The sequence below is a fragment of the Pseudomonas sp. genome (assembly GCF_030147005.1).
Classification (GTDB): domain Bacteria; phylum Pseudomonadota; class Gammaproteobacteria; order Pseudomonadales; family Pseudomonadaceae; genus Aquipseudomonas.
In genome coordinates this window covers 1-25,818 of the sequence record NZ_JASLAW010000028.1, presented here as the reverse complement: position 1 = coordinate 25,818, position 25,818 = coordinate 1, and the positions used below count along the sequence as shown (strand labels likewise).

Below are 25,818 nucleotides of genomic sequence, written 5' to 3'. Positions count from 1 at the left end.
TTATCCGCCCCGGCCTTTTCGCCATTGCTGTCTATGCGGCGTGGTCGATCACCCCCAGCGAGGCATGGGTTTTCTCGCGCAGCCACTGCTGGCGCTGATCACCCAGCCGGTTAAGCACCCGGTTGTACAGCTCATCGCTCATGGGCTGGCCGTTCAGCACTTGCTCCTGGGGCAGGTCCAGCTGATCGGCGAGGGTTTTCAGTGACGCGTGTTTATCCGCCAACGCGGCCTCTCCAAGGTGTTGCGCCTGTGAGAAGGCCAGTTGTTTGCTCTGCAACTGGTCAAGCAACAGAAAGCGCTCGTCGATGTCCTGCCCTTTTTGTGCGTATTCCTCGGCATAGCGCTCCTTGAGAAAGCTTTCCCAGTAGGGTTCGAGCAGCATCTGGTCCACCAGCCCGTCACCTTCGCTGAGTTCGAGGACGGCGTCGTGCGCTTGCTTGATGGAGGCATCGTCGACGTTGGCGGTGTCGCGGTACAGCATGTACTCACTGACCCAGGGCAAATCCAGTTGACGGGCCAGGCGCGTCTGGTAAGCCAGGTAAACCTCCACTTCATCAACGGTGCCCGGCACACCGCCTTCCATCTGCGAGTTGAAACGCAAACCCAGTCCGCCTTCTTCGGTGGGTTTGATGCGATGGGCGATGTCGGCGCGCGCAACGTTGTTCAGCAGCTTCAGGCGTGCGCCACCCCTGGCCAGTCTCACCAGTCGCGCTTCGCGCTCGGCAAGGTTTCTGCTGTAGCGTCGCGCGCGAGTGACTTCCACTTCAATGCCCATCTGGTTGAAGATCTGCCTGCCCGCATCCGGGCACAGGCCTGGAAAGTTCGCAATCGTGAACAGTTTTTGGCGCAGCTCGGCGTCTTCAACCATGGTCGACAGCATGGTCCTGACTTGCGTGCGCAAGTAAGTGAGGTTGTTTTCATAGGCGAGCAGATCGGCGGGGTCTTGAAAAAAGTCAGGCGGTTCCAGCGCGTGGATCACTTCAAAGAAGCCTTGGGAGCCGGGCTCATTTTCCAGGTCATCCCAGTGGGTTCGGTAGACATTGCCAGTGGTTTCACCCAGGTCTTCAACCCAGAAATCGCTGTCGCCCATGGGCTCGTAGGTGCGCATGGGGTCCAGCCCCACAGACTCTCGATACACCTCGAAGAGGTCGCGGTAATCGGCGCTCAGGCGTGTGCGGTCGAGGCGGGTGAGGGCGATCACCTCGGCGTGCTCCGAGCCCATGGGCACATCCGGCAAATGGGTGATGGGGTTGCCGTGCAGTTCCAGAATGAAATTCTCATCGCGTGCCTGGGCAAACAGCCCGACCGGCCATTCGCTGATCCTGGTATTGCCCAGTTGCAGGATGTGCAGGTCGGGCATCAGGCTGATATCCGGCGGCAAGCCCAATGGGTTGTCGGCCAGCGTGACCCGGCGCAGACGCGACATCGTGCGCAAGCGGCTGACCGCGTCCGCGTCGAGAACGATGCGGTTGTTGGACAGGTTCAGCTCCTCCAGTGAACGCATCTGCGTGATAGCGGGCGGCAGGGTTTCCAGTAGATTGCCTTCCAGGTGCAATCGCAGCAGGTTGGGGAAGTGCTTCAGAAAAGAGGTGCGGTCAGAGGAGAAATCACAGTCGTTCATGTACAGACGGGTGACGTGCTTCAGGGGGACCGGCAGGTCGGGCAGCGAATCCGGCCTTGGCAGTTCGGACAACCTCAAGTGCACCGCGCCGCGTCGGGCGCTGAACGGGTCGTGCTGGCGGGTATAGCCGGCGCGCCAGGTTTCCAGCAGTTTGTCGGCATACGCGGTTCGTTGGCGCCGGGTGACGGCTTCGAGGCGACTGCCTTTGGGCCAGCGCGAGCGTGCTCTTACGTAAGTGTCCAGGGCCTTGGAAAGCGCTTTGCCTTCGGTTTCGATGGCCTCCAGCACTTGCCGCCCTTCGGCGGTTTGCGACGCGCGGGCAAAACGCCGCGCGCCCTCGCCAGTCATGTCGGGCAACACGGTCTTGATCCGCCGCTGCAAGCTTTCGAAGGTACTTTCAGCGGGCCCGGCGCTGCCCAGGCGGCTCATGAAACCACCCCTCAGCAGGGTCACGGTTTCGGTCGCAGCCTGTTGAGGAATGGGCGGGTCAGCCAGGACCTCACGCCGGGTGGCAGGCTCGACGGCCTTGTCGATCACCCAACGGCGCAGGCTTGCAGCGTCGCTGAACGATGCAGCTGAGGGCAGGCAGCGCAGGGTTGCGGTGTAGAAGTCCGAGGGGCCGTGCAGCTTATTGCCTTCCAGATCGAACACGCGGTACTGCGCATTTTTATCGCGCACCAGCACGCGCACAGTGGGCGCGTCCGACACGCCGGTGGCGCTGCGAACATCGTTGAACAGCGTACCTTCACGCACTTCTATGCGCAGGCCGGCCATGGCATCGCTGTAAAGCAGCAGGGTGTTGAGGATCAGACGTTCGGCTTTTGGCGATAGCGTCAGGTCGTGGTGCAACTGTTCAAACAGGTGCGTGGTGGTGACTTCGAAATCCACTTCGCGCAGGTTATTTTTCACTTCCAGCGGCAGCCGCTTCTCGTCGCTCATCACCTTCAACTCACGCTGCCGGGCGTGGCGCAGCAATTGCCGGGCGATGCTCAGCGGCAGGTCGGGGTATTGGGTGCGCAGCAACAGCACGTCGGGGTCGTTGGTCAGTTGCTGCTTCCAGTCCATGTTCTGGATGACCGCTTCGGTATGCAGTTCAACGTAGCTGGCCAGCCGGTCGCGCAACGCCTGTGGCTGTTGCTCACTGCTGACGCTGCCGCCGAGCAGGGTGTCGATTTGTGGTTGATCGAGAAAGGCCAGAACTTTTTCCGGGAGCTGGCCCGACATCACCTCCCCGGTGCTCAGGCTCAGCACATCGTCGCCTTGGGCCGAACGGCTGCCGTAGCGATGAACCACGCCGGTGCGGTCAGCGTTCAGGTAAACCTGCAGGGCCTTGTCCTTTGGCCAGCCTTTGAGCTCGGTGACCATCTGCTCGAACCAATAGGATGCCGGGTCCAGCGGTCGGCCGTTGCGTATGTTGTCGATATCGGCCTTCAGACGTTTGGCGCTCTTGAAGCGGTTCAAGGTGTCGGTCAACAGCGGGGGAGCGGGTTCATTGTTGACATACATGTGGCGCACGGCGCCGTGGTCAACCGCGCTGATGACGCGGATCTGTTCCAGCTCGCTGTCACTCAGGCCCCGGGTCTGTGGGCCCAGGCGTCGCATCAGGCGGGCGTCGTCCCAGCTACGTGGCGTTTCGTGTTCCAGCACACAGGCGCCGCTGCCGTTGAGCCTGGCCTGTGGCCGGTAAGCGTCGGCGCGTTCGGGATGGACCAGATAATGTTCGTCCGTGATCCGATCCTGCTCGATCTGGTACTGCTGGTCTTCGACCTGCACGATCTGTTTGCCTTGATGGTGGTGGCGGCCCGCTTCATCGGGCGTCACGTCCGCAGGCAGCTCCAGGTTCTGATGTTGGTAAGGCGTGGGGTCGGGGTTCCACAGGCGGGTTTCGCCATTGGCCAGCACCACCGGTTTCAAGCCGTCGACAAAGGCCGACAACTTCACCTTGGCGACCTCGACAATTTTCCCGCCGCGCTCGAACAGCAGTCCCTGCACCACGTTTTGCACCGCCGACAGCAAGTGTTCCTGAGCCTCGATACGATTGCCTTGCGCCCAGTCGACGATGCCTTCAAAGACGTCGTTGGCCAGTTGATAAGCGGTGTAGGCCAGCATCAGTTCGCCCAGCACCGGTACAAACGGGGTAGCCACCAGCAACGCGGCATTGAACACATCGGAGAGCATTTTTTCCAGGTTGTCCCACCAGGCCCAGCGCGCCATGCGGTCGGCATACGCGGTGCTGATGGCAATTTCCCGGGAATCATTGACGATCTTGTTGAATTTCACCCGGTACAGGTATTGCCAGATGTCGTCGCACACCGGCGTGCAGGAGCGGCTTTGCGTATCGTCTTCCACGGCTTGCAGGCGCCATTGCAGGTTGGGCGCGTCGACGGGCTTCTGTGTCCATGTCGGGCCTTCCACCGCAGGCCTGGGCTCCCGGCGCCATTCATACAAACGTTGCTTGAGCACGGCAAGAAACCGACCGCGCTGGTCATGGGCGATGAACTGGCTGATGAACTGCGGGTAGCTCCCCGGAACCGTGTCGTCCGGATCTGCGGTAGCGCGCAGCCGTTGCGCGAACTCGGTCGCAAAGGCGCCGAATGCGGGGTATTCCTTGAGGGGGTGTTCGGGGTCGTCGGGGATATACACCAGCACCCGGCCGTCGCCGAACGGCAACGCGTCTTGCGGCGCAATCACCAGCACGCCCATGAGCCTCGTCTCCAGGATATCCAGGGTATGCAACTGCAGGGTTAAACCACCCAGCCGCAAACCTGGCGCGTCGCGCAGTAACCGTTGAATGAATGCGTAGGCATCCGCGGCAATGTGATGATTGATCAACGCCAAGTGAGCAGCGCTGTTGAGGGCGGCCTTTTGCTGGGTGATTACCTTGTGGCGCAGTGAAGCGGCGAGGTGAGCGTCATCGAAACCCAGCGTGGCACGTACCTGTTGTTGATAGCGGGCGCCGATATCCAGGGTTCGACACAACTTTTTGAACGTGTCGGCGGTGAGTTTCTCGTGTGTCTGGCCGTGGATAAACGTGAGTATGTCTTGTTGTCCGCTCTTGTCTGCAGCCGATAAAAAGGCGTAGTCGCTGATCGTTTCCGAGGCCGAAAAGTTATGCAGGGCGGCGTCGAGCAGGGAAACGGTGCGGCTTTTGACTCCGGATTTTCCTTCGACTACCCACCACGGCAGGTCGGCGGGCGCGTACAGCCGCAGGAAGGTCTGACGCACATCGATATCGCCATAGGCCTTCAGGGCCTTTTTCAGCAAAGGTTCGGCAAAGGCGCGAATGTCGTTCAGGTGGCCGAGTTTTTTATCGAGGGCGTTTTGCGCCGTCCAGTGCGCACCGAGTGCCTGTTTCAGGGCGCTGCGTTGTGCCGTGGTGGGCTCCTTGTGGTGGCCCGCACGTTCGGGGTTGAGCGAGGTGAGTGCCGCGACGCGTGGCAGGGAAGTGTTGCTCAACCACGGCGGGATTTTTTCTTTGATGAACAGGTGATGGGTACCGGGATTTTCGGCCGGAGCACGTGTCGGAGTTGCCATGAACGGGTGACCTTTAAATGATCTTTGGTCCTTTGATTATGTAAGCGGCTCGGGGGATTAAAAGCGCGAAATATAGGTGGAAAACCCGCGTAAGTACGCGGGTTGAACCCAGTAATCAGAACTGAAAAACAACTAAGTACTGCCCCTCGGGCGAGAGGCATGAGTGGGGTTATACACGGTGACTCGTATCTGATCCGTAGAGAATTGATCGAGGCCGGATACCTGAAGAAATAGGCTTCAGGGTTTTTAGCTATAGCCGAAACTGATTGACCATGCGGTTCAGTTCAACCGCTAGCTTCGAAAGTTCCGAAGTGGCGAGCGCAGTCTGGTTGGATCCGTCAGCCGCCTGGCTCGACAAATCGCGGATACTGACCAGGCTTCGATCCACTTCCCGGGCCACTTGAGCTTGCTCCTCGGAGGCGGTGGCAATCAGCACGTTGCGCTCTGTGATGTCGTCGATGGTTTCGGTAATTTCCACCAATGCCGACCCAGCACCACGCGCGGTATCGAGTGTTTTTTGCGCTTGGGTGTTGGTATTGCTCATCGCAGAAACAGCGGCTCCAGTGCCTTTTTGAATGGACGTGATCATCTGTTCGATCTCGCTGGTAGACGTTTGGGTTCTATGCGCGAGCGCTCGAACTTCATCTGCGACCACCGCGAACCCGCGGCCGGCTTCTCCTGCCCGGGCGGCTTCGATCGCAGCGTTGAGGGCGAGCAAATTAGTCTGTTCGGCGATGGCCCTGATGACGTCCAGCACCTTGCTGATGTCGGTAGCCATCACTGCGAGCCCTTGCACCTCATTGGACGCGTCTCCCACGCTTGAGACCATCAGGCTAATCGCTTCGACGGTTTCATCCACCCGTGCGCGGCCGGCTATAGCCGCCGAATTGGACCGTGTAGCGGCCTCGGATGCGGCCGAGGCATTTCGAGCGACTTCTTCAACTGCTGCGCTCATCTCGGTAACAGCCGTAGCGGCCATTTCCACTTCGTGGCTCTGTTGCTGCATGCCGGTATTCGCGTTTTCAGTTACGGCATGCATTTGCTCGGAGGTGGATGCCAGTTGGTTGGATGAGTCGGATATGGAAAGGAGCGTTGTACGCAAGTTAGCCTGCATCGCTTTCAAAGCCTGCATCAGCCGCGCTACCTCATCGGTGCCTTGCACATCGATCACTTCGCTAAGGTCGTTTTTCGCGATCCGCTCAGCGATGGCCAAAGACCGATTCACCGGGGTGGTGAGGCTTCGGGTATACATAAAGGCCAAAATGATCGCAGCCAGCGTACTCGTCAGAATGAAACCGCCGACGATCAGTTTGCTTTGGTCATAAATACGCGTCGCCTCTTTGCCGGCGTTCATTGCTTTATTGTTATTGAGTTCGATCAGGTTCTGGAGAACGGTGTTTACGCCATCCGCCCCAGATTTCATGACCTCGCTGGACAGCTTGACGGCATCCTCGAATTTTCCGGCGCTTGTAAGGACCAGGTATTGATCCTGGACGCCCTCGTAGGTGCTGTAATCTTTCGCCAACTCCACGATCAGCTGTTTGCCCTTATCAGTCACGATGAGCGGTTGGAGTTTCTGAATAAGTTCTTCAAAACTTCCGCGCGATTTCTGTACCTCTACGAGCGCTTGAGCTCTGCGCTCAGCAGGCTCAATAGGGTTACGCAACCTCGAATTATTATTTCGAATGCTTAAAAACTCGCGGTCCATCTTGGCGAGTATCGAAATGCTGGGCACTACGTTGTTCTCTACAAACTTCTCAGCGTCGTTCAAGCTTGATGCCTGGATGAGAGCTACCACCCCCAACCCGATGATCATCAAGCAAAAAAAACCAAAACTAAGTGCAGAGCGTGGGGCGATATTGAGTTTTCGCAGGATCATGGTGATACCTCATCGTGAGCCCACTTTATCGGCAGCAGATTGAGCGGCAACAGCCCGTCCATCGGATGCAACACATGCGCCGTAACCGTCTTGCCAGGTATCTCCCCCAGGTACTGGCCTGCTTTCCGGTAAAAAGGTGACAGATTTATTTAATTATTATCTCTGAAAAGTGAATCTTTCCTCGCTCTAGTCGTGTAGCCCTCTATAGTTATAAACTGTCATTCTAAAAAACCATTAAATAATTGTGTGCGTTATGACGATGCCGTTATCGGTGCTGATTTTATAAACTTTTACCTGTCCGCTGTAGTTGGCAACGTTTGGGTGGCAGACTTTAATTTCTTTGTTCAACTCTGGTTCGAAGAACTCAATCCCGGCACAGCTTCTTCTGCCGCCAAAGGATTCATTATAGGTCGCCGTATAGCTGCTTTGGACGCCATTGGCGAGGTAAACCGAAAGTGAAAATGGAATGCTTAATATAGCCATGCATACCATAAAAGATGCAGCCGGAATGCTGATAATAACTTTTATATTTTTGGCGGTGTCATTGGGCGTAAGGTGTGTTTTGAAAATGAATATGCCCAGCGAGATTATGATCGCCAGCACTGATGAGGCGATGAGGTAGCTGCGTTGTAAGTCTGGTTTGAAGAAGGTTTTGGAGTAAACGTAATGATGCCAGGTAAAGATCAAGGAAACGATGAGCAAACCTCCAAAAATCACTGGCAGCAAATATCCATATGAATTCTTTTTCAATTTGGCTTCCTGAGTTCTACCCTGAATTCTTGATTATAGGCCTCGCCATTGCATGCAACCAAGGGCTGAGGCTCACCCACGGAGTTCGCCATTGTGTTGGGCATGTTCATAGCCGCAACGAAGTCGTAGATGCCTGAAAGTCTTCTGCACCTGGTCAGGCTCTCCAGCCATCAAACTAACCTGGTTGGCGCTGGATTTGGGAAGTGTGTTTCGGCAGGACGCGGGGGAGGGGATTGCGGAACAGGCCACAGAATTGCGCAGCAAAAAAAGTAAGGGCCTGCTCAGGTTTCCCTGGCAAGCCCTTGATATCGATGGTGCCCGAACCCGGAATCGAACCGGGACGCCCTTACGAGCGGGGGATTTTAAGTCCGCAAGGTATTCTTTTAAATACAACAAGTTAGCGTCTATTCTGCACCGCTACGAGTAGTTTTTACCTCGCTTGCAGCCCTTTGTTTTCAAGGGGGTTAAAACTTTTGCGGTGCAGAATTCACTTGGTGGGCGTGACCTTTTTGCCGATCCTCTTACGGATGTAGTTCTCCGTCATGACGACGGTTGTGTGCCCGAGTTGGTCGCGAGCCTGCAGGATGTCACCGCTGGATTCTGCCTTGTCGGTACCGGCTTTGGCGCGCAGATCGCGCATCTGAAAGTCTCCTTTCTCTACGCCGGCCGCCTCACGGGCCGCGTCAAACCTCCCTCGCAACATGCTGCTGGTCATAGGCTGTCCGTTATCCATAACGATGAGCCTACTTGTCCGTATCTTGTGCCCGTCCTTCCTGGCCATGATTCGATCGATAACAACCTTCAGCTCGCCCGTTATTTCAATCCTCCTTTTTGCATTCGTCTTGCCTTGCTTCACGGCCAGCCGATTGTCACGGATGTCTCGCTCATCCATTTTTAGCGTGTCCGCGATCCGTTGGCCGGTCAGATAGAACAGATCAAGCGCATCCCGTAGGGGCTGTTCGGCGTGCTGGTACACCAGGGCGAACATCTCGTCCTCAATATATTGATCGCGGCCTGACTCTTTGTGCCCCTTAACGCCGGCGCACGGGTTGGCCAGCGACGTGTAACCACTGCTCCGGGCGAAGTTCCAGATAGCGCTGAGCAAAGCTTTCTCGCGATTGGCGCGTACCGGCGCTGTTTTGCCGCGCTGCCGCAGGTATTGGACAACGTGCTGTGGCTCGATCGCTTCCAGCGGTGCCGGCGGATCGTCGAAGAACTTCAGCAACTGCTTCAACTCTCTGGCGTTATCCTTTTGGGTGGCTAATCCCTTGGTGGGCACCACCTCGAGCATGTAGATGTTTGCGACGTAGGCAAAGGTGAGTACGTCCTGTACCAGGGCCGAGGACGCGCGGCTCTTCTCGAGCTTCGCGTACTCAACGATAGCCATTCCATAATCGCTGCCCAGGGCGATCTCTTTTCTGGGCGTGCCCCCGAGGTCGTAGTAGTAATAGATTGTCCCGCTGCGCTGCTTGCGCTTCCTGAGGCGTGTGACGCTATCAGGGTTTGTTGGCTTCCTTCCCATTTAACTCACCAGGCGTGGCTGCCATTTTGGTTTTTCTGCTGATGCTGCGACCGGCTCGCCGGTTAGGGCGTTAGCGATGACACAAGGCCAGCCGCTGCGCTTAATGGTGTGGCGGATCCCGTTCCGCTTTAGCACTAGCACTTGGCCGGCTTTCGTTTTTGCGCCTGTGAGTGTGCAAACTTCCTCATGCGACAGAAAATGAATTTCCATACCTACCTCCCGCCCGCTGTGGGCCGCGCTGTCTTGATAATGTGGATTGCCAGGCCAAAGGAGATCAGCAGCCAGGCGCAGGTACCGAAGAGGGCGTAGATCAGTGTCTCGGTGGTGCCGGTGGACAGCAACTCGGGCCCGGCCCAAAAGAACCAGCCGGGTGTTCCTACCAGGTACAGCAAAGCGCCCAGCAGTATCAGGGTGAGTTTCATAGCGAACATGGGGTGTCCTTGCCGCTCTGAGCGGCGGTGAAGGATGGCTATGTGCCTCTATGGCAAACGAAGCGGAGAAGAACTACAAATAGCGTTCAACTTCGTACAGGCGTCAGGGAGGCGTGTGGCACATAATTTCGATATGCCAATTGCCCACGCTTATCGGGGCCACACTATGTTTCTCAAGTTCGATTGGCGGCGCCCGAACGACGCCGCTCCGGTTTCAGCATGGATCATTGAATCAGCGTCAATTCATGGGCTCGGCGAGGTTGCTGCTGAGCTTTCCGGGCCATGGACGGACTATCCAGCCGCGCTTGGCGAGGCCATGGCTGCTGCTGAGCGCTGGGTCGACAGTCAGTTGCGCTAACGTCGTTCAGCGGCAGGCATGTATGGGGATTAGGATTACAGCGCCATTTCGGCCTGGGTTTCTCGCTGCCAGATCGGGGAACTGTTGTGCGACTCAATGCGGTCGGCGATGACGTTGGCGCGCTGGCCGGCAGTTGGTGGTGCGTACATGCCGAATCGGCTGATGCTTCCACCGTTCACCGCGGCGTTCGTGCTGTCGGCTGATGCAAATGGCAGATGCTGGAATATCGCAGGATCGAGCATCCTGAGGCCGTGGAGGCGGCACGCTGGTCGGCCTTTGTCGTCGCAGACTGCATCCATCGCTGCACCCATCCGCTTCCACCAGGCCGCCGTTCCAGGGTGTGCCCATTGGCCCGAACTGCCGATGGCCACTGTCGACCAACCGGCGGCGAGGCGCTGCAGCCTTTCCAGCGATTCGTGCAGGTGCCATACCGGCACGCCGCGCAACCCTGTGGGCCAGGCTTCCATAAGCGCATCGTTGGCCGCCTCGTCTCCGTCAATTACATCCGGAATGAGTGCCCAGTCGAAGCCTGGGTGCCGGTGCCATTGCTCAACCCAGGAGGTGTAGCCATCAACATCCAGCTTGCCGCCTTTCTTCCAAACCGAAAACGCGCCGTTGTCGAACACGAACGACTGGCACACATCAGCCACGATCCCCATGTCGTCCTGGCGTGGGAACGGCACCAGGGCATGCCGGCCTGCAAGGAACCGGGCGCCGTCCTGACGGGTGCCTCCGACTGGCGTGCCATGGTACGCAATCATTCGCTAAGCCTCACTGTTTCAATCTCAACGCCCTGGTGCGTGGCGATGATGGTTTGATCGCCGCCCAGGGCTTCAGCCAGCCGGTCGGCGATCTGTTCGTGCCAACCCTTTTTGATCAAGGCCGTGGCTGCCCGAATGTGCTCAACGTGGATCATCGCGGGAGACCGCAACTCAAGGCGGTAGATGATCGTTTCGCCGTCGGACGGGCAGACGGCTACGAAGGTGTGTCGATAGATATTCACGCGCATACCTCGCCCGCCGCTTACCGGCAGGCATGTAGGGGGATTGGGGTTAGGCTGCTGGGTGTTGCACTGTGTCGCGGAAGACATCCATCTGCGCCGCGCCGTCGAGCCAGGCTGAAGCGATCCGGCGTTCAGCCATTGCGGCATATTCCGGGTTCAGCTCGCACAGGATGGATTTGCGGCCCTCCTGCATGGCGACCACCGCAGTGGTACCGGCGCCGCCGAAAGGGTCAAGCACGGTGCCGCCGAGTGGCGCACCGGCAAGGATGCACGGGCGGATCAGATCAGGCGGGAACGTGGCGAAGTGGGCTTCCTTGAATGCGTGCGTTGCAACGGTCCAGACGCTGCGCTTATTTCGGGTGGCTACATCCCATGAACTTTCCTCGCGGTCGGGTCGATGCGTGCCGACTGCTTGGCCCGGTATGGCTTGCTCTCGCTTCGAACCTTCACGCTTGAAGCTGTCCCTCCGTGCTCGCTCTGCGCCGTCTTTGTGGAAAGCACCGTGCCCACCGTCGCCGATTGATGTGTCCCAGCCGGTCGGTACCGTTGCTCTCGGCTTGGTAACTGCATCGAAGCCATGGCCGAAACCGACCCCGCTGGGTGCTGCGCCGTATATCGCAGGCTCGCGGATCGCCGTCATATCGCAGTGGTACCGGCGAGACTTGCTGAGCAAGAAAATGTATTCGTGGGCCTTTGTGCAGCGGTCGCGTGTTGATTCCGGCATGGGGTTTGGCTTGTGCCAAATGATGTCCTGCCGCAGGTACCAGCCATCGTCCTGCAGAGCGAAGGCCAGTCGCCAAGGCATGCCCATCAGGTCTTTCGGCTTGTACTCCGCGTGGGTTGTCGCTTTGGCTTTACGCTGGCTTGCCATCACCTGCCGCTGGCTGAGTGTCGATACTCCGACGCCCATATCATCACGGCCGTGCGCACCCCAACTGCCGGCGTAGCTGTCACCCATATTTACCCAGGCCGTGCCGTCGTCGCGAAGTACTCGGCGCACTTCTCGGAACACCTCAACCAGCCGAGCGATGAACTCTGCTGGTGTTTCCTCAAGACCAATCTGGCCTTCGACACCGTAATCCCTCAGGCCGTAGTAGGGTGGGCTGGTCACGCACATGTGAACCGATTTATCCGGCAGCGTCCGCATCGACTCAATGCAGTCGCCGATCAAAACGCGATGCTGTTTCATGGCCTCGACCCCTTGTAGATGAAGACGTAGGCGGACCAGAGGATGGCGATCATGGCTGCTGCTCCTTTTCGAAGTGGAACACCACCGGCGCGCCGGTCTCGGCGATCAGTCCGTAGGACTTGGCCAAGCGGTATATGGGGTGGTAGCTGTTGAGGGAGTTGATGTGACCGGCGATCCAGGTCCGCCAGCCTTCCAGGGTTTGGCCACCCTTGCTGATGTTGCAGGGCGCGCACGCCGGCATCATGTTCTCCAGCACGTCATGCTCAGGGCGTAGCGGCTTGCCGGAGACCAGCTTCCAGGTGCCGGAGGCGGTCTGCTTGGACAGCAGCTCACGTACCACCGGTGCCAGATGGTCGGCGTGCCACCGGTCACCCAGCAGCACCCCGCAGTATGCGCAGTGCCCGCCGTACTTCAAGCGCACTTGCTCGCGCTCAGCTTTCTTCAGGCGCATAGGGTTCCTTGCCGCTATAGCGGCTGACTTTGAAGGGGGAGGGGGAGGGGTGGAACGAAAGAGTGAGGCGCTAATTCCAGCGAACGTCGAGTTCTGAAATTTGTTGCTGCAGCTGCTCTATGATTTCAAACCAAGAATCGAAACCATTTGATTCGTTTTGGACCAGGAACAGGTAATAACCTCCGGTTTCACCTGCGCGGTCATCCTGAATTTCTATCGTCCAACCGGCGTATTCGCCAGTCAAAACTGTTCCAGTACGAATGATCTGCATGTGTTGGTCGGAATCCAGTGAATTTCTGAAATGGCAGCTGTACTTTTTACATCAGCTTGAAAAATGTTGGTACTGCGGCATTCTCCCTCGTTACCAGATCATGGGCATTCACAACCGTCATCCCGCTGGCTCCTCCTGATAGGTAATGGAATTAACTGAATGGAAATCGAAAATGGCGTTCTGGGATTATTGAAACGCTACCGGTACTTGATACTACTGTTGATGGTTGCCGCCTCGCTGGTGAGCGCGACTTCAAGATTCGTGGGGGACTGGAGAAATTTCTGGACCGTGCTGATGCTGCAAGCCTGGTTTGGTCAAGCTGTGTTCGCTTATCTTCGTGGTGGTTGGGTTGCGATCGGACCTGGAGGGCTCTCCAAAGACGCCTCGCCTACATGGAGGGCAGTTTTGGCCGGTGTTGCGTTTGCAATTTATCTGATCGGCTTTGGAATCGATGGCTATCCGAAGAAGGAGTCTGTCTACGACAGGCGGCCCTCCGACTGGACCATGCCTACTCGAGAAGAGATTGGACGATCTTCTGAGAAAACTAGATAGCACTACTTTGTTAGGCACGGAGAGTCCTTGCCGGGCCATGCCCAGGCGGTGGAGTGGGGGAGTTATGCGGCGTGTGCTTGGCGTTGCTCGGCGCGCCATGGGTCGTTGGCCCGCGCCAGCGCTGCCATGGGCGGCGGACTGACGCTGTTGCCGCACATGTGAACCTGCTGGGTCTTGGTGAACGGCTTGCCGTCGGCACCGTGGCTGATGATGTAGTCGGCCGGGAAACCCTGGGCCTTGTACAGCTCGGACGGTTTCAGCATCCGCAGGCAGATGTCGACGATCACGTAGGGCGTGCCCTTGACCATAACGGTCACCATGGCCAGGCGGTCCTTGGTGGTGATTGTCGGTGCTGGCGCATCGCAAGCGCTGATGTTCTCGGTACCGTAGTAGCTGATCAGGAAGGCAGCGACTCGCAGGGCACCGGCTTCATGCTCTGGCGAGAGGGTGAGCGACACCAGCGAACTCTTGCCGCCGCCACCGGCGGTGATGGTCGGCGCCGGGTCTTCCAGGCCCTGGCCCACGCTGGCGCCGAATGCCCGCTCCATGAATGCGCTGACCAACCCGTGGTGCTGGCCGCCGGCGCTGACGGTGGGCAACGGGTCGTTGAGGTCGCGCGCATCGCAGTTGCCGCGCAGGTGCACCAGGTTCGCCGCCACCAGCTGTTGCTGGCTGCCGGTGTTGGTCACCGTAGTCATCGGGTCTTCGATGCTCTTGGCGTCGGTGGCGTTGAAGCCGCCATTCATTTGCGCCATGAACACCGTGGATATGCCCATGGCGTGTGCGGCACCGGCCGGGCGCTGATAGTTGCCGCCGCTGGTAATGGTCGGCAGTGGTTCGTCCAGCGCCTTGCCCGCGTCGTTGAATCGAAACTTCACCAGATGCGCGGATGCGATAGAGTGCCCGCCGCTTGCTGTTACGGTTCCCAGCGGGTCAGCAGAGGATTTGCAACCGTCTCCCCAACGCTGAACGCCTCCTGGCTTCCCTTCACCGTGAGCAGCGGTAACCATCACGGGGCTGATCAGCGTCAGTTCACCGCGATTCGCGCAGGTCACCGTCGGCAGCGGCTCGAGCGGGTCATTGATGCGATCGCTGCCCTGGTGCGTTGCCGGGGCGATGATCGGACTGACCACCGAGAAGGCCCCGCCCTTCGGGTAGGAGGTGACGGTGCGCAGCGGCTCGTCAGCAGACTGCACTGTTTCCCCGGACCAGTTGGCGATCGGCACAATGAATGGCGCCGCGCTGTCGATGACGAACTTCTTCATGCCCTTGGCAACGCGGCGCAGGGTGGCCGGGGCCAGGTCCTTCTTGCGACCGAAAATGCTTTTGCCCAAGTCGGTGAAGTCGATGCAGTCGGCGGCGGTCTTCCACTTCTGCTGGCCCTTAGTGGGGTTCTTGGCGTGGGTTGGCTCCGGCCAAACGATCGGCTGCCCGTCGCAGCGGGCGATCATGAACAGGCGCTCCCGACTGGTTGGCGCGCCGAAGTCACACGCCCTGATCACCTTCCATTCAACGACATAGCCCATGGCTTCAAGCAGCGCCACGAATCGGCGCCAGGTACGGCCACGCTGTTTCGGGTCAGGGATCAGGAACTGCTGGCCCACCGGCACAACCTCGCCAGGTGCTGCAACTTCGCCGCCGAGTTTCACCACGCGGCCGGTGGCCTTGTCACGCTTGGCGATCAGGCGACCCCACTGCAGGATCTGCTTAACGTTCTCCAGGCTGATCACTCGCGGCCGCTTCATGCCTGCCCACTTGAGGCCGATCCACGATAGGTTACGGATCTCTCGCTTGCGCGGTTGGCCGCCGGCTGCCTGGGAGTGGTGCGTGCAGTCCGGCGACATGTGGAACCAACCTACGGCCTTGCCGCCGCACTCGGTGTCCGGATCACCCTCAAACACGTCGGTGGTGAAGTGCTGGGCGCCGGGGTGGTTCACGGTGTGCATGCTGATCGCTTGTGGGCTGTGGTTCTTCGCCACGTTCACCGTGCGGCCCAGGCCCATTTCCAAGCCGGTGCCGGCGCCGCCGCCACCACAGAAGAAGTCGACAACGATCTCATCGTCCTGAGGGTTGAAGCCGAGTCCGTATTGGGTTTTGAAATCGAAGGGGTGTTTCTTCTGTTGTGCGGACATAGGGGTTCCTCACCGGTATAGTTCCGGGATCTACAGGGGAGTGGGTTATGAGCTGGGAGTGTGTGTCGTACTGGATCGAGCATCACCCAGGATTGGCATCTTGGGTTCAGGCAGTTTTTTCGGTTATTGCAATCTTTGCGGCTGCGGGCATTCCGTTGTGGCATACAAAACGGGCTAGGGCTCAAAGAATAAAATTGCAGCAGTCAAGGCTTCGCCAACTTATCGACAGGCTCATAACGATGTTTGAAGAGCTCGAGCGTGCCGCAGATGATGTACACCATGCGCATCAATTTAAGAGCGCCAAACGTGTTGAGGACTGGCGACAGGAGGCGATGATGGTTTCGGGGATACCTGTCGACGACTCAGTTGGCGAAGACCTATTTGTTCTGATGACTCTTAGAACGAGCAGCGTCATTGGGCTGCAAGTTGCGGAATCAATTTGCATAGGTCGGGATTTTGATAAGGATTACGAACGAATCCCTGTCGTCAAAGAACGTCTAGAGGTGATGAGGACGCTCAAACGGGTCGAACAACTCTATAGGGAAAATGAAAAGCCGGCAGCGTGAGTCAGTCGTCCGCCCTGGATCCTCGCCGGCTGGCGCTGTTCAGTGATATGGGGTATTACGGGTGACCGGCATGGAGCCGGATCAGGCGGCCTTTTGATCTTCGTCTTTCGGCGCAGCCCATTCAGGTAGAAGGCTTTCAACTGGGTCCGCGTGCATTGGCATGACGATCCCCAGGAATCGATCAACGAGTTCATGGTGGTTGAATCGCACCACTACTGAGCCCTTTCCTTCGCTTGCCTCAAGCCTGATGCCGCCACCGCCGAACTGTTTCTGGCCTGAAAGCAGAACCCCAATCTTATTGAACACCTCCAGGTACTCACCGTTTAGGCACGGGAACGGTTCAACCTGTGTCCGCCGCTTAGACGGCATGACCTTTCTCCAGCTTGGGAATACGCCGTCGACCAGTTCCGTTTTCTCGGTAAGGTGCGATGTTTCTCCGAAAAGCTCAGGCTCCTCGGTGGTTTCTACCTGGCTCGATACCAGCGAGAATTTTTCAGCAATCCAAAGCTGTGCGGGGGGCTCATGATCTGCGCCTCGTCGAGCTGTGCAGGCTGACAGCAAGCGCTTCGAAGCGCTGCCGAGCAAAACCGATTCGCGGGCTGGGTCAATCCAACCGTCAGGATCGTGCATCGCCCCCATGAAGTGCCCATTGGTTGCGACGATCAGCACACCACCAGAGGGGTGCCGCTCAATATGCACAGCGTTCAGGTAGTAACGGACGTCGCCTTTGGCGGCGCAATGATGGATGGCGGCAAAGTACTTAGGGTTTACCCGGGCAATGAAGGTCATGATAAATCTCCAGTCAGGCGCCGCCCTCCGTGACCGGACAGACCGCACACTGTATTGTTAAGTTTTGAGGGCTCGGGGAGGGTTTCAGTTTGTGGATCGGGAGCAATAAAACAAGATTTCGGGTTCAGCGTTGGATTTCAATCATCTTGCTGTGCGTTGGGGTGCTTTCATTGATCTCGAACCTATATCGGTTCGCTGCATGCCAAGGCGCTGGAGGGGAACTAATTAAGCCGGTAGTCGCAATAACCATTGGATGCGCCATGCTTTATTTTTCTGATAAGTGGTGAGGCCAAGGCAACCATCAGGCTTCTTGTCGATCTTGTGGATTGCACTATGAAGTACGGGCGTTGCGTTTACCTCAGGTAGGCGCCGCCCTCCGGTTACCGGATGCAGCGAGTAGGGTGGAATTTTGGAAAAGGATAAGGTATCAATCCGCACCTTGGATTTGAGCCTAGGAGGGACACTGATGCGACACGATATTTTTTGGCGTTTTATAGCGATGATTATGTTCAGCTTCACGCTGACCGGATGTATTCATTACGAGCACAAAAGTGCAGAAGGAAAATCAAGCACCCAAATCGCTACGATCCAACAGTTCGACAAATCATTAACAATATTTAAGATCGACGACGATCAAACCCTTTATTGGTTGAGCCGCCAGAGCGAGTACCGCCTGGGTGCAGGCAGGCATAAGATTCAAGTTCGTAAGTTTATTACCGCGCAACAGCAAACTGCTCCGATTGAAATGACTGTTGATCTGGTGGGCGGCCGTACCTATGGACTTTACGGAATATCATCGTTGACATGGTGGAGGTATGAAATTCGTGACGTTGAGACTGGGCAGCCGGCAGATGTCGCAGATCCTGTTGTCAATGCAACACCTCCTGCATCGGTTAAATAGTTGGCTCGATAATCTCGTCGCCCGGGTCTTTCTGGATGGCGAGCAGGCTTTTATTGCGGAATTCCCGCGCCACGTTTTGCGATATCTCGATTTCGTGGCGCGGCGGATTCAGCAGAGGCTGGCATTTCGCAGCGCCCATTGCGTGCAGATGGTGGATCATCAGCGTCATCGCCTCGCCCTGCTCAGTAATGCCTGACCACTCCATAAGGTCGGCCAGAGCCTTGCGCGCCCCTGGGCGAACCCTGAGCCTCAATTCCTCTTCGGCATTCGCCACGCGCTTCTTGGAAGTTTTGGCCGAGCGCTGGTCCTGCGGTACTGCTGCCATGGCCTACCTCTTCTATCCCGCTGGCCGGCAGTGCGAGCCAGGTTTGACGTTTGCGTTGCTGGGTGCGGGCTATGCGGCGCATGAATCGACCTGCACTTGGTGCCAGGCGCCGGCGGCTTCGAAGATCCGTGCGGCGTGCGCCTCGTCGAGCGACATCGCTTCCGGGATAGCAATCCAACCTGAAGCCACCATCTGCCTTTGATTTGCCTCATCGCGCAGCTTCTTGTAGCAATGCTCGATCACATCTTCCAGATGGTCGGAGAGGTAGACGCCATCGGGCGCCACCTCAACCGACTTGCTGTACCGGTCGCCGCGGGCGTCGATGCAAAGCGCGCTTAGGTAGATCGTCCAGCGGTGGGGAATGCCGCAGACGGCCTGCCCAATCTTCCCCGGCGCGATGCTCTTCAGCGACTTGTAGTTGATCATGCCCTGGCGGCCGCTGGGATCGATGTTCACTACTGCGACGTGGTTGGATGCCAGTAGTGAGCGGCACGACCGGGCGATTCGTGCCTGCAGGTTATGCGGCTTGCGCTTGCTCATAATGCCTCCGCCAGTTTGCCCAGCGCTTCACGCTCGGCCCGGGTGATGGGCGGCTTGCGGCGCTTGAGCATGGTTGTCGGGTCGATTAATTCCGAACGCCTCGCCGGGTCTGGATTCATCGGCGGACTATCGCCGATGGTGAGCTTACCGCCGGCGGCCAGGTGCCGCCGGACTTGACTGGAAAGCTCCAGCGCTTTCTCGCGCCGGAACTCGATGTCTGATCTGAGGTTGCTGATCATGCTGCCGCCTTGCCGAGCGTCACCCCGGCCATGCTGAAGGTTGATCCCTGCGCTGCGACCATTGTGTCGAGCGCGTCCCAGTTGACCAACAGAACAGTGATCGGCGCCTGGCCATAAGCCACGGCTTTCACCAAGGCCTCGAAGTCCGTCACGCTGGCGTGCAGCGCTACCTGTTCCACGTTGTGGCTCGCCACAGCCCTTGTGGCCTGGCCGACGGGTGCCGCCGCCTGTACCGGAGCGGTGCGGACAGGCTCAGGTGTCGCCACTTTCTCCACAACTGGCTCTGGCTTGATGGCGGCTAGGCGCTGGGCTTCTTGCTCTTCGGCGATGCGTTTCGCGTCGGCCTTTTCCTTCTCCGCCTTTTGGTGTTCCGAGATACGGAATTTGATCAGCGTCACTAGGTCGTCATTGGCTTTGGTCACCAATTGCTGCACGTCGCTGAACAGGAAGGCATGATCAACGGCGAGTTCAGCCAAGCTGGTGAGATTGAGGCGAATGCTGTCCGCTGCCTGACTTGCGTCGATCTTTGCCCGGGCCAGTTCGGTATCAACTGCGTCCTGAAGGCTGGCGATGGTGCGCTTGTTCTTCATGGCGCCGGCGAAGTCCGAAACGACATGAGGAAGCGTGACTTTGCCAAGGGTCTTGTTGATTGCGGCGATGTGATCCGCCAGGGCGAGCTCGGCCTTTTGCTTGATGTTGGTCTTCACCAGCAGCTCTTGAGCCTTCACCAGCTTGTCTACCTTCAGGCGGGTCTCGCGGGCATGCGCACTGATGCGATCCAGCGACGAAAACAGCTCGTCGATGCTTTGGGTCTGCGACAGGGCTTGCTTCTTGGCGACAGCGACAGCTTCCTCGACATCGCCACACCATTTGACCGCCTTCTTTGCGTCGGCGAAGTCCTGGTCCGTGGAGAGCGTGGTTTTCACCGAGTCGATGACAGCCAGCGCCGAGTCTTCGAACACCTTCAGGTTGCTGGCGGTGACCATGCCGGTCAGCTCGATACGCAGGGCTGGCAGCTCATCAGGCGCCTTGCCGACTATGATTGAAGGAGCATCGGCCATTTCGAAGTTGGCCAGGTCTGCCTCGAACTGTTTCCAACCCTCGATCAACTGGGCCGCGCGCCCAGCGACGGGCCGGTACTCCATGTGCACGAAGTTTTCCGGCGTGCCATCCGAGCAAACAAAGATCACTCGCTCGGCGCCGCTCACCAGCAGTTGCTGCTCAAGTTGCCAGTAGTAGTGCGGGGCTAGGTCGCCGGCCTTTACCTGAGCCACGACCGACTCATTCCAAAGCTTGTGCTCGAACAGCGTCTCGCCGAGCATTGTGGCGCCGTCCATGGAGGCGAGCAGATTGCCCTCGGTAGCGACGATCGGATAAAGCTCTTCGCCGATCAATGCCTCGGTCAGTGGGCGCGCCAGGGCTTCGGTTGCGTGTCCCTTGTCGAAGACATACTGCTGAGAAGGTGTGACGTCCGGCGTGATGCCCGTCTTTTTGGCGATCAGCAGGTCGGTGCGGGATTGGTACTTTGAGGCGCCCATCATTGCTGGTGCTTCTGAAGCGGTGCGGTACTGAGCGCGGAGGGCAAGCCACTCGGCGGAGCCTTGAGCTACGTTGTGAATTTTCATGCTGCGTCTCCATCGAGGGCTTTGAGGTTGGTGATTTTTTCAATCTGCGCCGGGCTCAGCGTGTATTTGCTGCTGATGGTCGCAATGAGGTGTTCAGGACTGGTGCGGTTCGAGTCGATTAGTGGCTGCCACTTCGCGATGTTCTCGGTCAGCAGGTCGTCGGGGTAGGTGGGCAGCGCTTCCGGCTCAGGCTGGGCTTGCTGTCGTGGGCTGACATCGCGCGTCGGCTCCTCGAATGCCTTGCCTTCCATCTCGTCGGCCGTTGGCGCCGATCCAACTTCAGGGAATGCTTTGCGCAGAGCTTGTGCCTCGGCGCATTTGGCGAGTTGGGCAAATGCTCGACGCTTCCACATGGCGTTGGGTGCCGCAGTGTCCTTGCTGGCTGTTGCGTAGTTTTCGAGCCAGCGCTCGTTGGCTGTGTATTCGGCCACCAGGCCGTTGCTCATCTGCCGTTTGACCGTAACGCGGCACCATTCGGGATACGTGACTTCTACACCGCTCAACTTCGCAGTCACTGGAGGGCCATATTCCGGCTCACTGATTCCGGCGTATTGGCCGGTGCGCGCCGCCTGAATGCGGTACAGGCCGATGCCGGGCATCACCGTGTCCTGCATCTTTTTCGTCTTCGAGTTCCAGATCGGAACGATGTGCACCGGCTTCAACATCGGGTCCAGATGCGCAGCCTGGCAGTAGGCCAGGACCATCACAACCGAGTTCTTTTCTGCGCCGGGGTAGAGGCTGCTGGTCAGCACTTCAACGAGCGCGGCCTCCGACATCGCAGGTGTGTTGTCGTCCTGCTTCATTACTGCGGACATGGGGATTCCTTGCCGCGATGCTCGCAGCGATTGAAGTGTTGGTTATTGGGCGATCCGGTCGGCGAGGGCGCTGAGCAACATCAGGAAAGTGCAGAGGGAGAGGGCAGAGAATGAGCCGCGCCAGATGAGTAGGCGCCTGGTCCGCTGGTGGGTAGTCACGGCCGAACCCTCACAGCGATCCTGCCACCCTTCATGGTTGGTGCCAGGCGCTGGGGCAAGTCCCGTACTAGATCCTCACGCTTTCGACCGATCAGCTCGTTGAAGGGGAGGCCGAAGCCCCGGATGGCGATGCGACGCTCGATGTCTTCGAGCTGCTCGTCGACCAAGGATTTAACCGGTGCGGTGGTCATGCTGCCTCCTCGCGCTGCCGACAGATTTTGAGCAGGCGCTTGCAGTAGTGGTTGAACTCTTCGATGGTGATCACGCTGCCGGTGAGCATGTTGGTGATCATTGTCAGGACTATGCGCTGGGCGCCGGGCTCGCTGCTGGGATGCACAAGCGCCTCCAGCGCTTCGTCGATCAGGATGTGCGGGCTCATAGGTCCGTATCCACGTCGTCTTCGCGCTCTTCCCGTTCCGCTGCTACAGCGTCTTCGGCATACGGCCGCAGCAGCGCTACAGCGATCTTCTCGACCGCCTCAATCGGGTGCTGCTGGCCCAGCAGGTCTGCGGCGTGGGCCCTGGCATCGCTCTGGCTGCCGAGCATTGCCGACAGCAGTAGGCGGGCAAACGAATCACGCTGGTCCAGACCGTCAATCTGGCGCTGGTTCAGGTGGCCCTGCAGGACAGTGCAAAACCGGTCGAATGTCACCACCTGCGGCTGACCGTGGCGGCGCTTCCATTTGATATCGACGCCGCACACCAGGCGCTCCGCCGAACGTTCAAGCCACTCGGTCACCTCTTCGCCCTCGCTGACCTCTGGAGGCAACTGAGCGTCGAAACGCTCCTGGCATATCTTCAATGCTGCGTTCATGGTCGCCTCCAAAGTGGCGGGTTGTTTACCTGTATTCGTCAACACTCATGCCTCCCGCTGGTTGCCGATGGGCGCGGGGGAGGAGTGCTGACGTAATAGAGGTGGGGAAGGGGGCAGATGACCGGAGCTGATCCCGGCACGACTATTAGCGGCCTTAGTGACACCGGAGTTTCACCGGGGCGAAGGTTTCAGCCGCTTATTCTTGGACTCGCCGTGGCCATCTGGGCGCTTACTCACTCTACCGGCCACGATTCCCGCGATCCCTCAGGTCTTACACTCGCCCGTCAGCCCGGGCATTCATCTGCTTGTTGCGGTGATGCAGGTGGGCGGTTATAGGCCGCAGTTCCGTCCGCATCGGGGTGTGATCTGGCCAGAGCGCTACCTGCTCGCAAGCTCCGTTCCGTTCTCTGGCGCCCTCACTTGCGGGCTTTCAGATCACACCCCGATGCGGCCTGGTGCTGGGGAGTACCAGGGCCTCGGGCAGTTAACGACAGGCTGTCGTGGCGCTGGTTGTTCAGATGACCGCTGTCATGGTCTTGGTGCCGTCGCCATGATCTGTGGTGAACATCAGTGGAGCAGGCCGGCCGTTGCGGCGGATCAATGCGTTCGCCTGTGCAAAAACTGGGTATGGCTCGCCAGCTCCATCAGGCAGCAACGTGTTGCACGTCAAATTCGAGCAGTCTTCGCCGTTCGGCCCCTCGCCATCGTGACCAATGGAAAAGCTCGCCATCATCGCGATGCCGTGTTCCTTGCTGATCGCAATAACCTGCTGCATGAGCGGGCTGATCTGGCTGTCGTAAATCTCTTCTTTGTTCATGGTCATGCTCCGGTTGTTTTCCCAATGCCCACCGCCATGGATGGGCATCAGTGAAAAGGTCCGTCATGCTGATTTTTGCGCCATTCGTCGATGCAGAAGCGCAGCCTTCACGGCGTCTCGCCTCAAGCTTTTAAAGCCGCCTCGCCGTGCCGCGATAGCCGCCTGACGGCACATGAATTGATGCTCTTTATGCTGATCTTTGCTCATTGCCATGCTCTCCTTTGATTTCCCGTCAGGCCCTCTTGCGAAGGCCTGCCAGTGAAAGCTTCACTCCGGCACCCTGATCGGCTGCTGGTCGATGATCGTGATTGAGCCTCGATCAGTTACCGCGACCCTGGCCGTCAAGCCTGGGTGCAGCTCAGCAAGCCTTGGGTGCGCCTTGAAGTCGGCGACCCTGCCAGTGCGATCTCCCAGGCCTAGGTAGATCACGTCACCTATTTGAATTTCGCTTCCGCGCTTCGTTGGCATTTCGTCTACTCCGTCCGATTTTCCGGTTGACCCTGTCGCCAAGGTCATCGAGGAAATCTGTTGTCTCCACCACGCGCATCGCCCGATTCATATCTCTGGCCAGGTCACACATTTCGTGTCCGGTGTTCTTCCTGGCTGGCTTGCGTGGTTTCGCGTACTCACATGAGGGAGTACGGCAGCTATCCAGAGGCTGCATGGGCGGCGATTTAGCTTCTTCCGACCCAGGTAATGGCCTGGGTACGTCGCGGTGGTCACGTCAGACTGTTAAAGAGCGGTTCGCAGTGGCTGTGCGTCGCTGCGATGGGTCAACTATCACGCATCGTGTTTATTTCGTCAACACGTAAAGTGATTTATTTTTGCGAATTAACACGGCAGTTCTCGGTTACGTTTTCGGGAAGCGTGGGATATTATTCTGTCTGGCCTGTACGGATATACAGTGATTACCGGGAGGGAATTTCATGGCGAAGAAGCAGGCGGCACCGGCAGCACGACAGGAAGTAAGCGGTATGGCGCGGCTCGGGCTGCGCGTCTCATCGATGATCAACCACCCCGTGGCGCAGGCGCAGCGCTGGGTGACGATTCATCGCCTTGACACAGATGGGGATCGTGAGTGGGAAGAGGTGCTGAGCGTGATCGCCGAGACGGACGAGCTTGAGTTGACGCTCAATGATGACGGGAGCGTGACGGTGAGATGGGAGCAGCAGGAAGCCGAGGTGGCAGGGAAGGGAGAGGCTGAGTTTGAGCCTCAAGAGGAGCCAGCGCCTTTCTAACAGGCATGAAAAAGCCCGCGCTTGGCGGGCTCATTATGGATGATTGGTCAGTCTGTAATCGGTGGATACTTGCCGCTCACCGAGTCTCTGTAGACGATCTCGCTGAATAGCCTGGGGCCGTCGCGCATCGTGATCAGAGCCCGTTTGGCCTCTTCCTTGGTTTCAAATGGGCCAGCGCCTACAGCCAGGCCTATCATCGAAACAACTGGAAGTCCGGTGCTGGCAATTGCCTCAATGGTTCTCTGCTGTTCTTCTTCGTCACGACAGGCAGTTGATGCAACCCATCCATTTTTTAGGCGCGGGGCGGCTACCGACTCAACATCCGCGCCGCAGTGCTTACACTTGATCGCAGCAGCTTTGATGCTCTCGGCACACATAGGGCAGGGACGAGTATCTTTCTCTACCTGGGCGGCCGCAGCGGAGCCTTTACCACCCAGCAAAACCATGAAAAGGCCGGCGAGCGCTATCAATCCGCCAACAATGGTGTGGATCTGTCGGTCGGCCATCAGGCCCATGTTGTTGACTCGGCCGCCAGCGCCGGTCGACACGGACACGTCCATGCTCAGTGCGAAGATCAGCCAGCAGACGCCTACGATCAGCGCGAACGTCCCAAATCCTTTCATTGGATCCCTCCCGTAATTGAGCCCGCACTCTACCATTCGTGGCGTACACCCACCATTGGTGGTCAGTCCTGTTCCCTGGCTCTCAGCCTGGCCAAGCCCTGCTTGATGTGCCCGGCGTTCTCGCCGATGGTCTCCAAGGCGCCGCGTACGTTATCGCCGGTCTCGGCGTTGCCTTGACTCTCTACGAACAGTGTCAGCTCCATCAGTGCAGCCTCAAGGGCGAGCTGGTTCTCGTAGATGCGTTCGAGCATATCGGGGAGGGAGTAGGGCGCAGGCATTGAGCGGCTCCAGAAGGTGAAGCCGAAAGTGTAGCAAGGAGTCCAGAAACAAGAAGTCCGGCGCCGGGCCGGACTCTCTTAAGATCCGGATTTAGCTGTCGGCGGAGCCGCTGGCTTCAAAATTTCTGTTGGTGGTTTTTCAGCTTTTCCGGTCTGGTAAAAGCTTACGCTTAGCGCGGCAACTGCCAGACCTACGCCTACAGCCGTGAGCATCGCGCCCCAAATATTTAGCTTGAGGCTACCAAGTCGCGTAAGGTCGGCTCGAATTCCGGAAACCGACTCATCCAAGCGCTTGTCCCGCTCAGCCTGGGTGGATAAAAAGCCGGAAAATTTTGCTTCCCATGCTTGATCCCTGATTGCTTGCTCAGCAAGAAATGATTCTCTGCGAAGATCAAGC

General features: G+C 58.2%; 30 protein-coding genes and 1 pseudogene. 5 read left to right on the top strand and 26 right to left on the bottom strand.

Annotation, left to right across the window (positions count from 1 at the left end; all coding sequences use genetic code 11):
• Nucleotides 1-31 precede the first annotated feature (31 nt).
• The 6 genes from Q1V60_RS02210 to Q1V60_RS02185 all read right to left on the bottom strand — a co-directional run bounded on the left by Q1V60_RS02210 (nucleotide 32) and on the right by Q1V60_RS02185 (nucleotide 9,737).
• The gene (locus Q1V60_RS02210; RefSeq protein ID WP_300627057.1) at nucleotides 32-5,155 is read right to left on the bottom strand and encodes a DUF6543 domain-containing protein; all 5,124 of its coding nucleotides are present in this window, start codon (nucleotides 5,153-5,155) and stop codon (nucleotides 32-34) included.
• 250 nt (nucleotides 5,156-5,405) lie between these two features.
• Complete coding sequence (locus Q1V60_RS02205; protein ID WP_300627056.1) at nucleotides 5,406-7,034, bottom strand: methyl-accepting chemotaxis protein; 1,629 nt, start codon at nucleotides 7,032-7,034, stop codon at nucleotides 5,406-5,408.
• A 234-nt stretch (nucleotides 7,035-7,268) separates the two neighbouring features.
• On the bottom strand, nucleotides 7,269-7,784 hold the full coding sequence (locus Q1V60_RS02200) for a hypothetical protein (RefSeq protein ID WP_300627055.1): 516 nt from the start codon (nucleotides 7,782-7,784) through the stop codon (nucleotides 7,269-7,271).
• Between the two features lie 487 nt (nucleotides 7,785-8,271).
• The gene (locus Q1V60_RS02195; RefSeq protein WP_300627054.1) at nucleotides 8,272-9,306 is read right to left on the bottom strand and encodes a tyrosine-type recombinase/integrase; all 1,035 of its coding nucleotides are present in this window, start codon (nucleotides 9,304-9,306) and stop codon (nucleotides 8,272-8,274) included.
• Nucleotides 9,307-9,516: a DUF4224 domain-containing protein gene (locus Q1V60_RS02190; RefSeq protein WP_300627053.1), complete on the bottom strand. Its 210-nt coding sequence runs from the start codon at nucleotides 9,514-9,516 to the stop codon at nucleotides 9,307-9,309.
• Nucleotides 9,517-9,518: 2 nt separating this feature from the next.
• On the bottom strand, nucleotides 9,519-9,737 hold the full coding sequence (locus Q1V60_RS02185; RefSeq protein WP_300627052.1) for a hypothetical protein: 219 nt from the start codon (nucleotides 9,735-9,737) through the stop codon (nucleotides 9,519-9,521).
• Nucleotides 9,738-9,903: 166 nt separating this feature from the next.
• Here Q1V60_RS02185 and Q1V60_RS02180 point away from each other — a divergent pair, with 166 nt between their 5' ends.
• Nucleotides 9,904-10,095 carry a hypothetical protein gene (locus tag Q1V60_RS02180; protein ID WP_300627050.1) on the top strand — a complete coding sequence of 64 codons (192 nt, stop codon included), beginning with the start codon at nucleotides 9,904-9,906 and terminating at the stop codon, nucleotides 10,093-10,095.
• A gap of 35 nt (nucleotides 10,096-10,130) precedes the next feature.
• Here Q1V60_RS02180 and Q1V60_RS02175 read toward each other — a convergent pair whose 3' ends face one another.
• The 5 genes from Q1V60_RS02175 to Q1V60_RS02155 all read right to left on the bottom strand — a co-directional run bounded on the left by Q1V60_RS02175 (nucleotide 10,131) and on the right by Q1V60_RS02155 (nucleotide 13,009).
• Nucleotides 10,131-10,856 carry a hypothetical protein gene (locus Q1V60_RS02175; RefSeq protein WP_300627048.1) on the bottom strand — a complete coding sequence of 242 codons (726 nt, stop codon included), beginning with the start codon at nucleotides 10,854-10,856 and terminating at the stop codon, nucleotides 10,131-10,133.
• Nucleotides 10,853-11,104, bottom strand: a complete 252-nt coding sequence (locus Q1V60_RS02170) for a hypothetical protein (protein WP_300627046.1) — start codon at nucleotides 11,102-11,104, stop codon at nucleotides 10,853-10,855. The genes Q1V60_RS02175 and Q1V60_RS02170 overlap by 4 nt, the downstream gene beginning before the upstream one ends.
• A 43-nt stretch (nucleotides 11,105-11,147) precedes the next feature.
• Nucleotides 11,148-12,287, bottom strand: coding sequence for a site-specific DNA-methyltransferase (locus Q1V60_RS02165; protein WP_300627044.1), 1,140 nt, complete (start codon nucleotides 12,285-12,287; stop codon nucleotides 11,148-11,150).
• A gap of 49 nt (nucleotides 12,288-12,336) precedes the next feature.
• Nucleotides 12,337-12,738 (bottom strand): HNH endonuclease, encoded by a 402-nt coding sequence (locus tag Q1V60_RS02160; protein WP_300627042.1) that lies wholly within the window; start codon nucleotides 12,736-12,738, stop codon nucleotides 12,337-12,339.
• A 70-nt stretch (nucleotides 12,739-12,808) separates the two neighbouring features.
• Nucleotides 12,809-13,009, bottom strand: a complete 201-nt coding sequence (locus tag Q1V60_RS02155; protein ID WP_300627040.1) for a hypothetical protein — start codon at nucleotides 13,007-13,009, stop codon at nucleotides 12,809-12,811.
• 159 nt (nucleotides 13,010-13,168) lie between these two features.
• On the opposite strand from Q1V60_RS02155, the gene Q1V60_RS02150 reads away from it, so the two are divergent.
• Nucleotides 13,169-13,561, top strand: a complete 393-nt coding sequence (locus Q1V60_RS02150) for a hypothetical protein (RefSeq protein ID WP_300627038.1) — start codon at nucleotides 13,169-13,171, stop codon at nucleotides 13,559-13,561.
• 62 nt (nucleotides 13,562-13,623) lie between these two features.
• On the opposite strand, the gene Q1V60_RS02145 is transcribed toward Q1V60_RS02150, so the two are convergent.
• Nucleotides 13,624-15,693 carry a DNA cytosine methyltransferase gene (locus Q1V60_RS02145; protein WP_300627037.1) on the bottom strand — a complete coding sequence of 690 codons (2,070 nt, stop codon included), beginning with the start codon at nucleotides 15,691-15,693 and terminating at the stop codon, nucleotides 13,624-13,626.
• 47 nt (nucleotides 15,694-15,740) lie between these two features.
• Between Q1V60_RS02145 and Q1V60_RS02140 the strand changes: the two genes are divergently transcribed.
• A complete protein-coding gene (locus Q1V60_RS02140; protein ID WP_300627036.1) occupies nucleotides 15,741-16,259 on the top strand; it encodes a hypothetical protein in 519 nt (172 codons plus the stop codon).
• An 81-nt stretch (nucleotides 16,260-16,340) separates the two neighbouring features.
• Here the strand turns inward: Q1V60_RS02140 and Q1V60_RS02135 are convergent, their stop codons facing one another.
• Nucleotides 16,341-17,048: a hypothetical protein gene (locus Q1V60_RS02135; protein WP_300627034.1), complete on the bottom strand. Its 708-nt coding sequence runs from the start codon at nucleotides 17,046-17,048 to the stop codon at nucleotides 16,341-16,343.
• 466 nt (nucleotides 17,049-17,514) lie between these two features.
• On the opposite strand from Q1V60_RS02135, the gene Q1V60_RS02130 reads away from it, so the two are divergent.
• Nucleotides 17,515-17,949 (top strand): hypothetical protein, encoded by a 435-nt coding sequence (locus Q1V60_RS02130; RefSeq protein WP_300627032.1) that lies wholly within the window; start codon nucleotides 17,515-17,517, stop codon nucleotides 17,947-17,949.
• On the opposite strand, the gene Q1V60_RS02125 is transcribed toward Q1V60_RS02130, so the two are convergent.
• The 10 genes from Q1V60_RS02125 to Q1V60_RS02080 all read right to left on the bottom strand — a co-directional run bounded on the left by Q1V60_RS02125 (nucleotide 17,942) and on the right by Q1V60_RS02080 (nucleotide 23,489).
• A complete protein-coding gene (locus Q1V60_RS02125) occupies nucleotides 17,942-18,274 on the bottom strand; it encodes a hypothetical protein (protein ID WP_300627031.1) in 333 nt (110 codons plus the stop codon). The two genes, Q1V60_RS02130 and Q1V60_RS02125, sit on opposite strands and share 8 nt — an antisense overlap.
• Before the next feature lie 69 nt (nucleotides 18,275-18,343).
• Nucleotides 18,344-18,814 (bottom strand): hypothetical protein, encoded by a 471-nt coding sequence (locus Q1V60_RS02120; RefSeq protein WP_300627029.1) that lies wholly within the window; start codon nucleotides 18,812-18,814, stop codon nucleotides 18,344-18,346.
• Complete coding sequence (locus Q1V60_RS02115) at nucleotides 18,811-19,053, bottom strand: hypothetical protein (RefSeq protein ID WP_300627028.1); 243 nt, start codon at nucleotides 19,051-19,053, stop codon at nucleotides 18,811-18,813. The genes Q1V60_RS02120 and Q1V60_RS02115 overlap by 4 nt, the downstream gene beginning before the upstream one ends.
• A complete protein-coding gene (locus Q1V60_RS02110; RefSeq protein ID WP_300627027.1) occupies nucleotides 19,050-20,678 on the bottom strand; it encodes a YqaJ viral recombinase family protein in 1,629 nt (542 codons plus the stop codon). The genes Q1V60_RS02115 and Q1V60_RS02110 overlap by 4 nt, the downstream gene beginning before the upstream one ends.
• Nucleotides 20,675-21,481, bottom strand: a complete 807-nt coding sequence (gene bet / locus Q1V60_RS02105; RefSeq protein WP_300627086.1) for a phage recombination protein Bet — start codon at nucleotides 21,479-21,481, stop codon at nucleotides 20,675-20,677. Before bet ends, Q1V60_RS02110 begins: the two co-directional genes overlap by 4 nt.
• A 167-nt stretch (nucleotides 21,482-21,648) precedes the next feature.
• Nucleotides 21,649-21,843 carry a hypothetical protein gene (locus Q1V60_RS02100; RefSeq protein WP_300627026.1) on the bottom strand — a complete coding sequence of 65 codons (195 nt, stop codon included), beginning with the start codon at nucleotides 21,841-21,843 and terminating at the stop codon, nucleotides 21,649-21,651.
• Nucleotides 21,840-22,031, bottom strand: a complete 192-nt coding sequence (locus Q1V60_RS02095) for a hypothetical protein (RefSeq protein ID WP_300627025.1) — start codon at nucleotides 22,029-22,031, stop codon at nucleotides 21,840-21,842. Before Q1V60_RS02095 ends, Q1V60_RS02100 begins: the two co-directional genes overlap by 4 nt.
• On the bottom strand, nucleotides 22,028-22,465 hold the full coding sequence (locus Q1V60_RS02090; RefSeq protein WP_300627023.1) for a hypothetical protein: 438 nt from the start codon (nucleotides 22,463-22,465) through the stop codon (nucleotides 22,028-22,030). Before Q1V60_RS02090 ends, Q1V60_RS02095 begins: the two co-directional genes overlap by 4 nt.
• A 514-nt stretch (nucleotides 22,466-22,979) precedes the next feature.
• On the bottom strand, nucleotides 22,980-23,282 hold the full coding sequence (locus Q1V60_RS02085) for a hypothetical protein (protein WP_128191778.1): 303 nt from the start codon (nucleotides 23,280-23,282) through the stop codon (nucleotides 22,980-22,982).
• Between the two features lie 63 nt (nucleotides 23,283-23,345).
• Nucleotides 23,346-23,489: a hypothetical protein gene (locus Q1V60_RS02080; protein ID WP_300627020.1), complete on the bottom strand. Its 144-nt coding sequence runs from the start codon at nucleotides 23,487-23,489 to the stop codon at nucleotides 23,346-23,348.
• Between the two features lie 719 nt (nucleotides 23,490-24,208).
• On the opposite strand from Q1V60_RS02080, the gene Q1V60_RS02075 reads away from it, so the two are divergent.
• A complete protein-coding gene (locus tag Q1V60_RS02075; RefSeq protein WP_300627018.1) occupies nucleotides 24,209-24,520 on the top strand; it encodes a DUF1654 domain-containing protein in 312 nt (103 codons plus the stop codon).
• Between the two features lie 47 nt (nucleotides 24,521-24,567).
• On the opposite strand, the gene Q1V60_RS02070 is transcribed toward Q1V60_RS02075, so the two are convergent.
• From Q1V60_RS02070 to Q1V60_RS02060, 3 genes and pseudogenes are all read right to left on the bottom strand, one after another.
• Nucleotides 24,568-25,143, bottom strand: coding sequence for a hypothetical protein (locus Q1V60_RS02070; protein WP_300627016.1), 576 nt, complete (start codon nucleotides 25,141-25,143; stop codon nucleotides 24,568-24,570).
• A 62-nt stretch (nucleotides 25,144-25,205) separates the two neighbouring features.
• Complete coding sequence (locus Q1V60_RS02065) at nucleotides 25,206-25,421, bottom strand: hypothetical protein (RefSeq protein ID WP_300627014.1); 216 nt, start codon at nucleotides 25,419-25,421, stop codon at nucleotides 25,206-25,208.
• A 78-nt stretch (nucleotides 25,422-25,499) separates the two neighbouring features.
• A pseudogene (locus tag Q1V60_RS02060) lies at nucleotides 25,500-25,818 on the bottom strand (hypothetical protein); the annotation flags it as partial.

Bases quoted from the DNA above. Each gene is read 5' to 3' on its own strand.
- Q1V60_RS02145 (WP_300627037.1), bottom strand. From the start codon at position 15,693: ATGTCCGCACAACAGAAGAAACACCCCTTCGATTTCAAAACCCAATAC.
- Q1V60_RS02135 (WP_300627034.1), bottom strand. From the start codon at position 17,048: ATGACCTTCATTGCCCGGGTAAACCCTAAGTACTTTGCCGCCATCCAT.
- Q1V60_RS02070 (WP_300627016.1), bottom strand. From the start codon at position 25,143: ATGAAAGGATTTGGGACGTTCGCGCTGATCGTAGGCGTCTGCTGGCTG.
- Q1V60_RS02090 (WP_300627023.1), bottom strand. From the start codon at position 22,465: ATGAACGCAGCATTGAAGATATGCCAGGAGCGTTTCGACGCTCAGTTG.
- Q1V60_RS02180 (WP_300627050.1), top strand. From the start codon at position 9,904: ATGTTTCTCAAGTTCGATTGGCGGCGCCCGAACGACGCCGCTCCGGTT.
- Q1V60_RS02065 (WP_300627014.1), bottom strand. From the start codon at position 25,421: ATGCCTGCGCCCTACTCCCTCCCCGATATGCTCGAACGCATCTACGAG.
- Q1V60_RS02210 (WP_300627057.1), bottom strand. From the start codon at position 5,155: ATGGCAACTCCGACACGTGCTCCGGCCGAAAATCCCGGTACCCATCAC.
- Q1V60_RS02125 (WP_300627031.1), bottom strand. From the start codon at position 18,274: ATGGCAGCAGTACCGCAGGACCAGCGCTCGGCCAAAACTTCCAAGAAG.
- Q1V60_RS02100 (WP_300627026.1), bottom strand. From the start codon at position 21,843: ATGACCACCGCACCGGTTAAATCCTTGGTCGACGAGCAGCTCGAAGAC.
- Q1V60_RS02185 (WP_300627052.1), bottom strand. From the start codon at position 9,737: ATGTTCGCTATGAAACTCACCCTGATACTGCTGGGCGCTTTGCTGTAC.
- Q1V60_RS02170 (WP_300627046.1), bottom strand. From the start codon at position 11,104: ATGCGCGTGAATATCTATCGACACACCTTCGTAGCCGTCTGCCCGTCC.
- Q1V60_RS02190 (WP_300627053.1), bottom strand. From the start codon at position 9,516: ATGGAAATTCATTTTCTGTCGCATGAGGAAGTTTGCACACTCACAGGC.
- Q1V60_RS02075 (WP_300627018.1), top strand. From the start codon at position 24,209: ATGGCGAAGAAGCAGGCGGCACCGGCAGCACGACAGGAAGTAAGCGGT.
- Q1V60_RS02115 (WP_300627028.1), bottom strand. From the start codon at position 19,053: ATGATCAGCAACCTCAGATCAGACATCGAGTTCCGGCGCGAGAAAGCG.
- Q1V60_RS02165 (WP_300627044.1), bottom strand. From the start codon at position 12,287: ATGAAACAGCATCGCGTTTTGATCGGCGACTGCATTGAGTCGATGCGG.
- Q1V60_RS02155 (WP_300627040.1), bottom strand. From the start codon at position 13,009: ATGCAGATCATTCGTACTGGAACAGTTTTGACTGGCGAATACGCCGGT.
- Q1V60_RS02085 (WP_128191778.1), bottom strand. From the start codon at position 23,282: ATGAACAAAGAAGAGATTTACGACAGCCAGATCAGCCCGCTCATGCAG.
- bet (WP_300627086.1), bottom strand. From the start codon at position 21,481: ATGAAGCAGGACGACAACACACCTGCGATGTCGGAGGCCGCGCTCGTT.
- Q1V60_RS02110 (WP_300627027.1), bottom strand. From the start codon at position 20,678: ATGAAAATTCACAACGTAGCTCAAGGCTCCGCCGAGTGGCTTGCCCTC.
- Q1V60_RS02130 (WP_300627032.1), top strand. From the start codon at position 17,515: ATGCGACACGATATTTTTTGGCGTTTTATAGCGATGATTATGTTCAGC.
- Q1V60_RS02150 (WP_300627038.1), top strand. From the start codon at position 13,169: ATGGAAATCGAAAATGGCGTTCTGGGATTATTGAAACGCTACCGGTAC.
- Q1V60_RS02195 (WP_300627054.1), bottom strand. From the start codon at position 9,306: ATGGGAAGGAAGCCAACAAACCCTGATAGCGTCACACGCCTCAGGAAG.
- Q1V60_RS02140 (WP_300627036.1), top strand. From the start codon at position 15,741: ATGAGCTGGGAGTGTGTGTCGTACTGGATCGAGCATCACCCAGGATTG.
- Q1V60_RS02160 (WP_300627042.1), bottom strand. From the start codon at position 12,738: ATGCGCCTGAAGAAAGCTGAGCGCGAGCAAGTGCGCTTGAAGTACGGC.
- Q1V60_RS02175 (WP_300627048.1), bottom strand. From the start codon at position 10,856: ATGATTGCGTACCATGGCACGCCAGTCGGAGGCACCCGTCAGGACGGC.
- Q1V60_RS02205 (WP_300627056.1), bottom strand. From the start codon at position 7,034: ATGATCCTGCGAAAACTCAATATCGCCCCACGCTCTGCACTTAGTTTT.
- Q1V60_RS02095 (WP_300627025.1), bottom strand. From the start codon at position 22,031: ATGAGCCCGCACATCCTGATCGACGAAGCGCTGGAGGCGCTTGTGCAT.
- Q1V60_RS02120 (WP_300627029.1), bottom strand. From the start codon at position 18,814: ATGAGCAAGCGCAAGCCGCATAACCTGCAGGCACGAATCGCCCGGTCG.
- Q1V60_RS02080 (WP_300627020.1), bottom strand. From the start codon at position 23,489: ATGAGCAAAGATCAGCATAAAGAGCATCAATTCATGTGCCGTCAGGCG.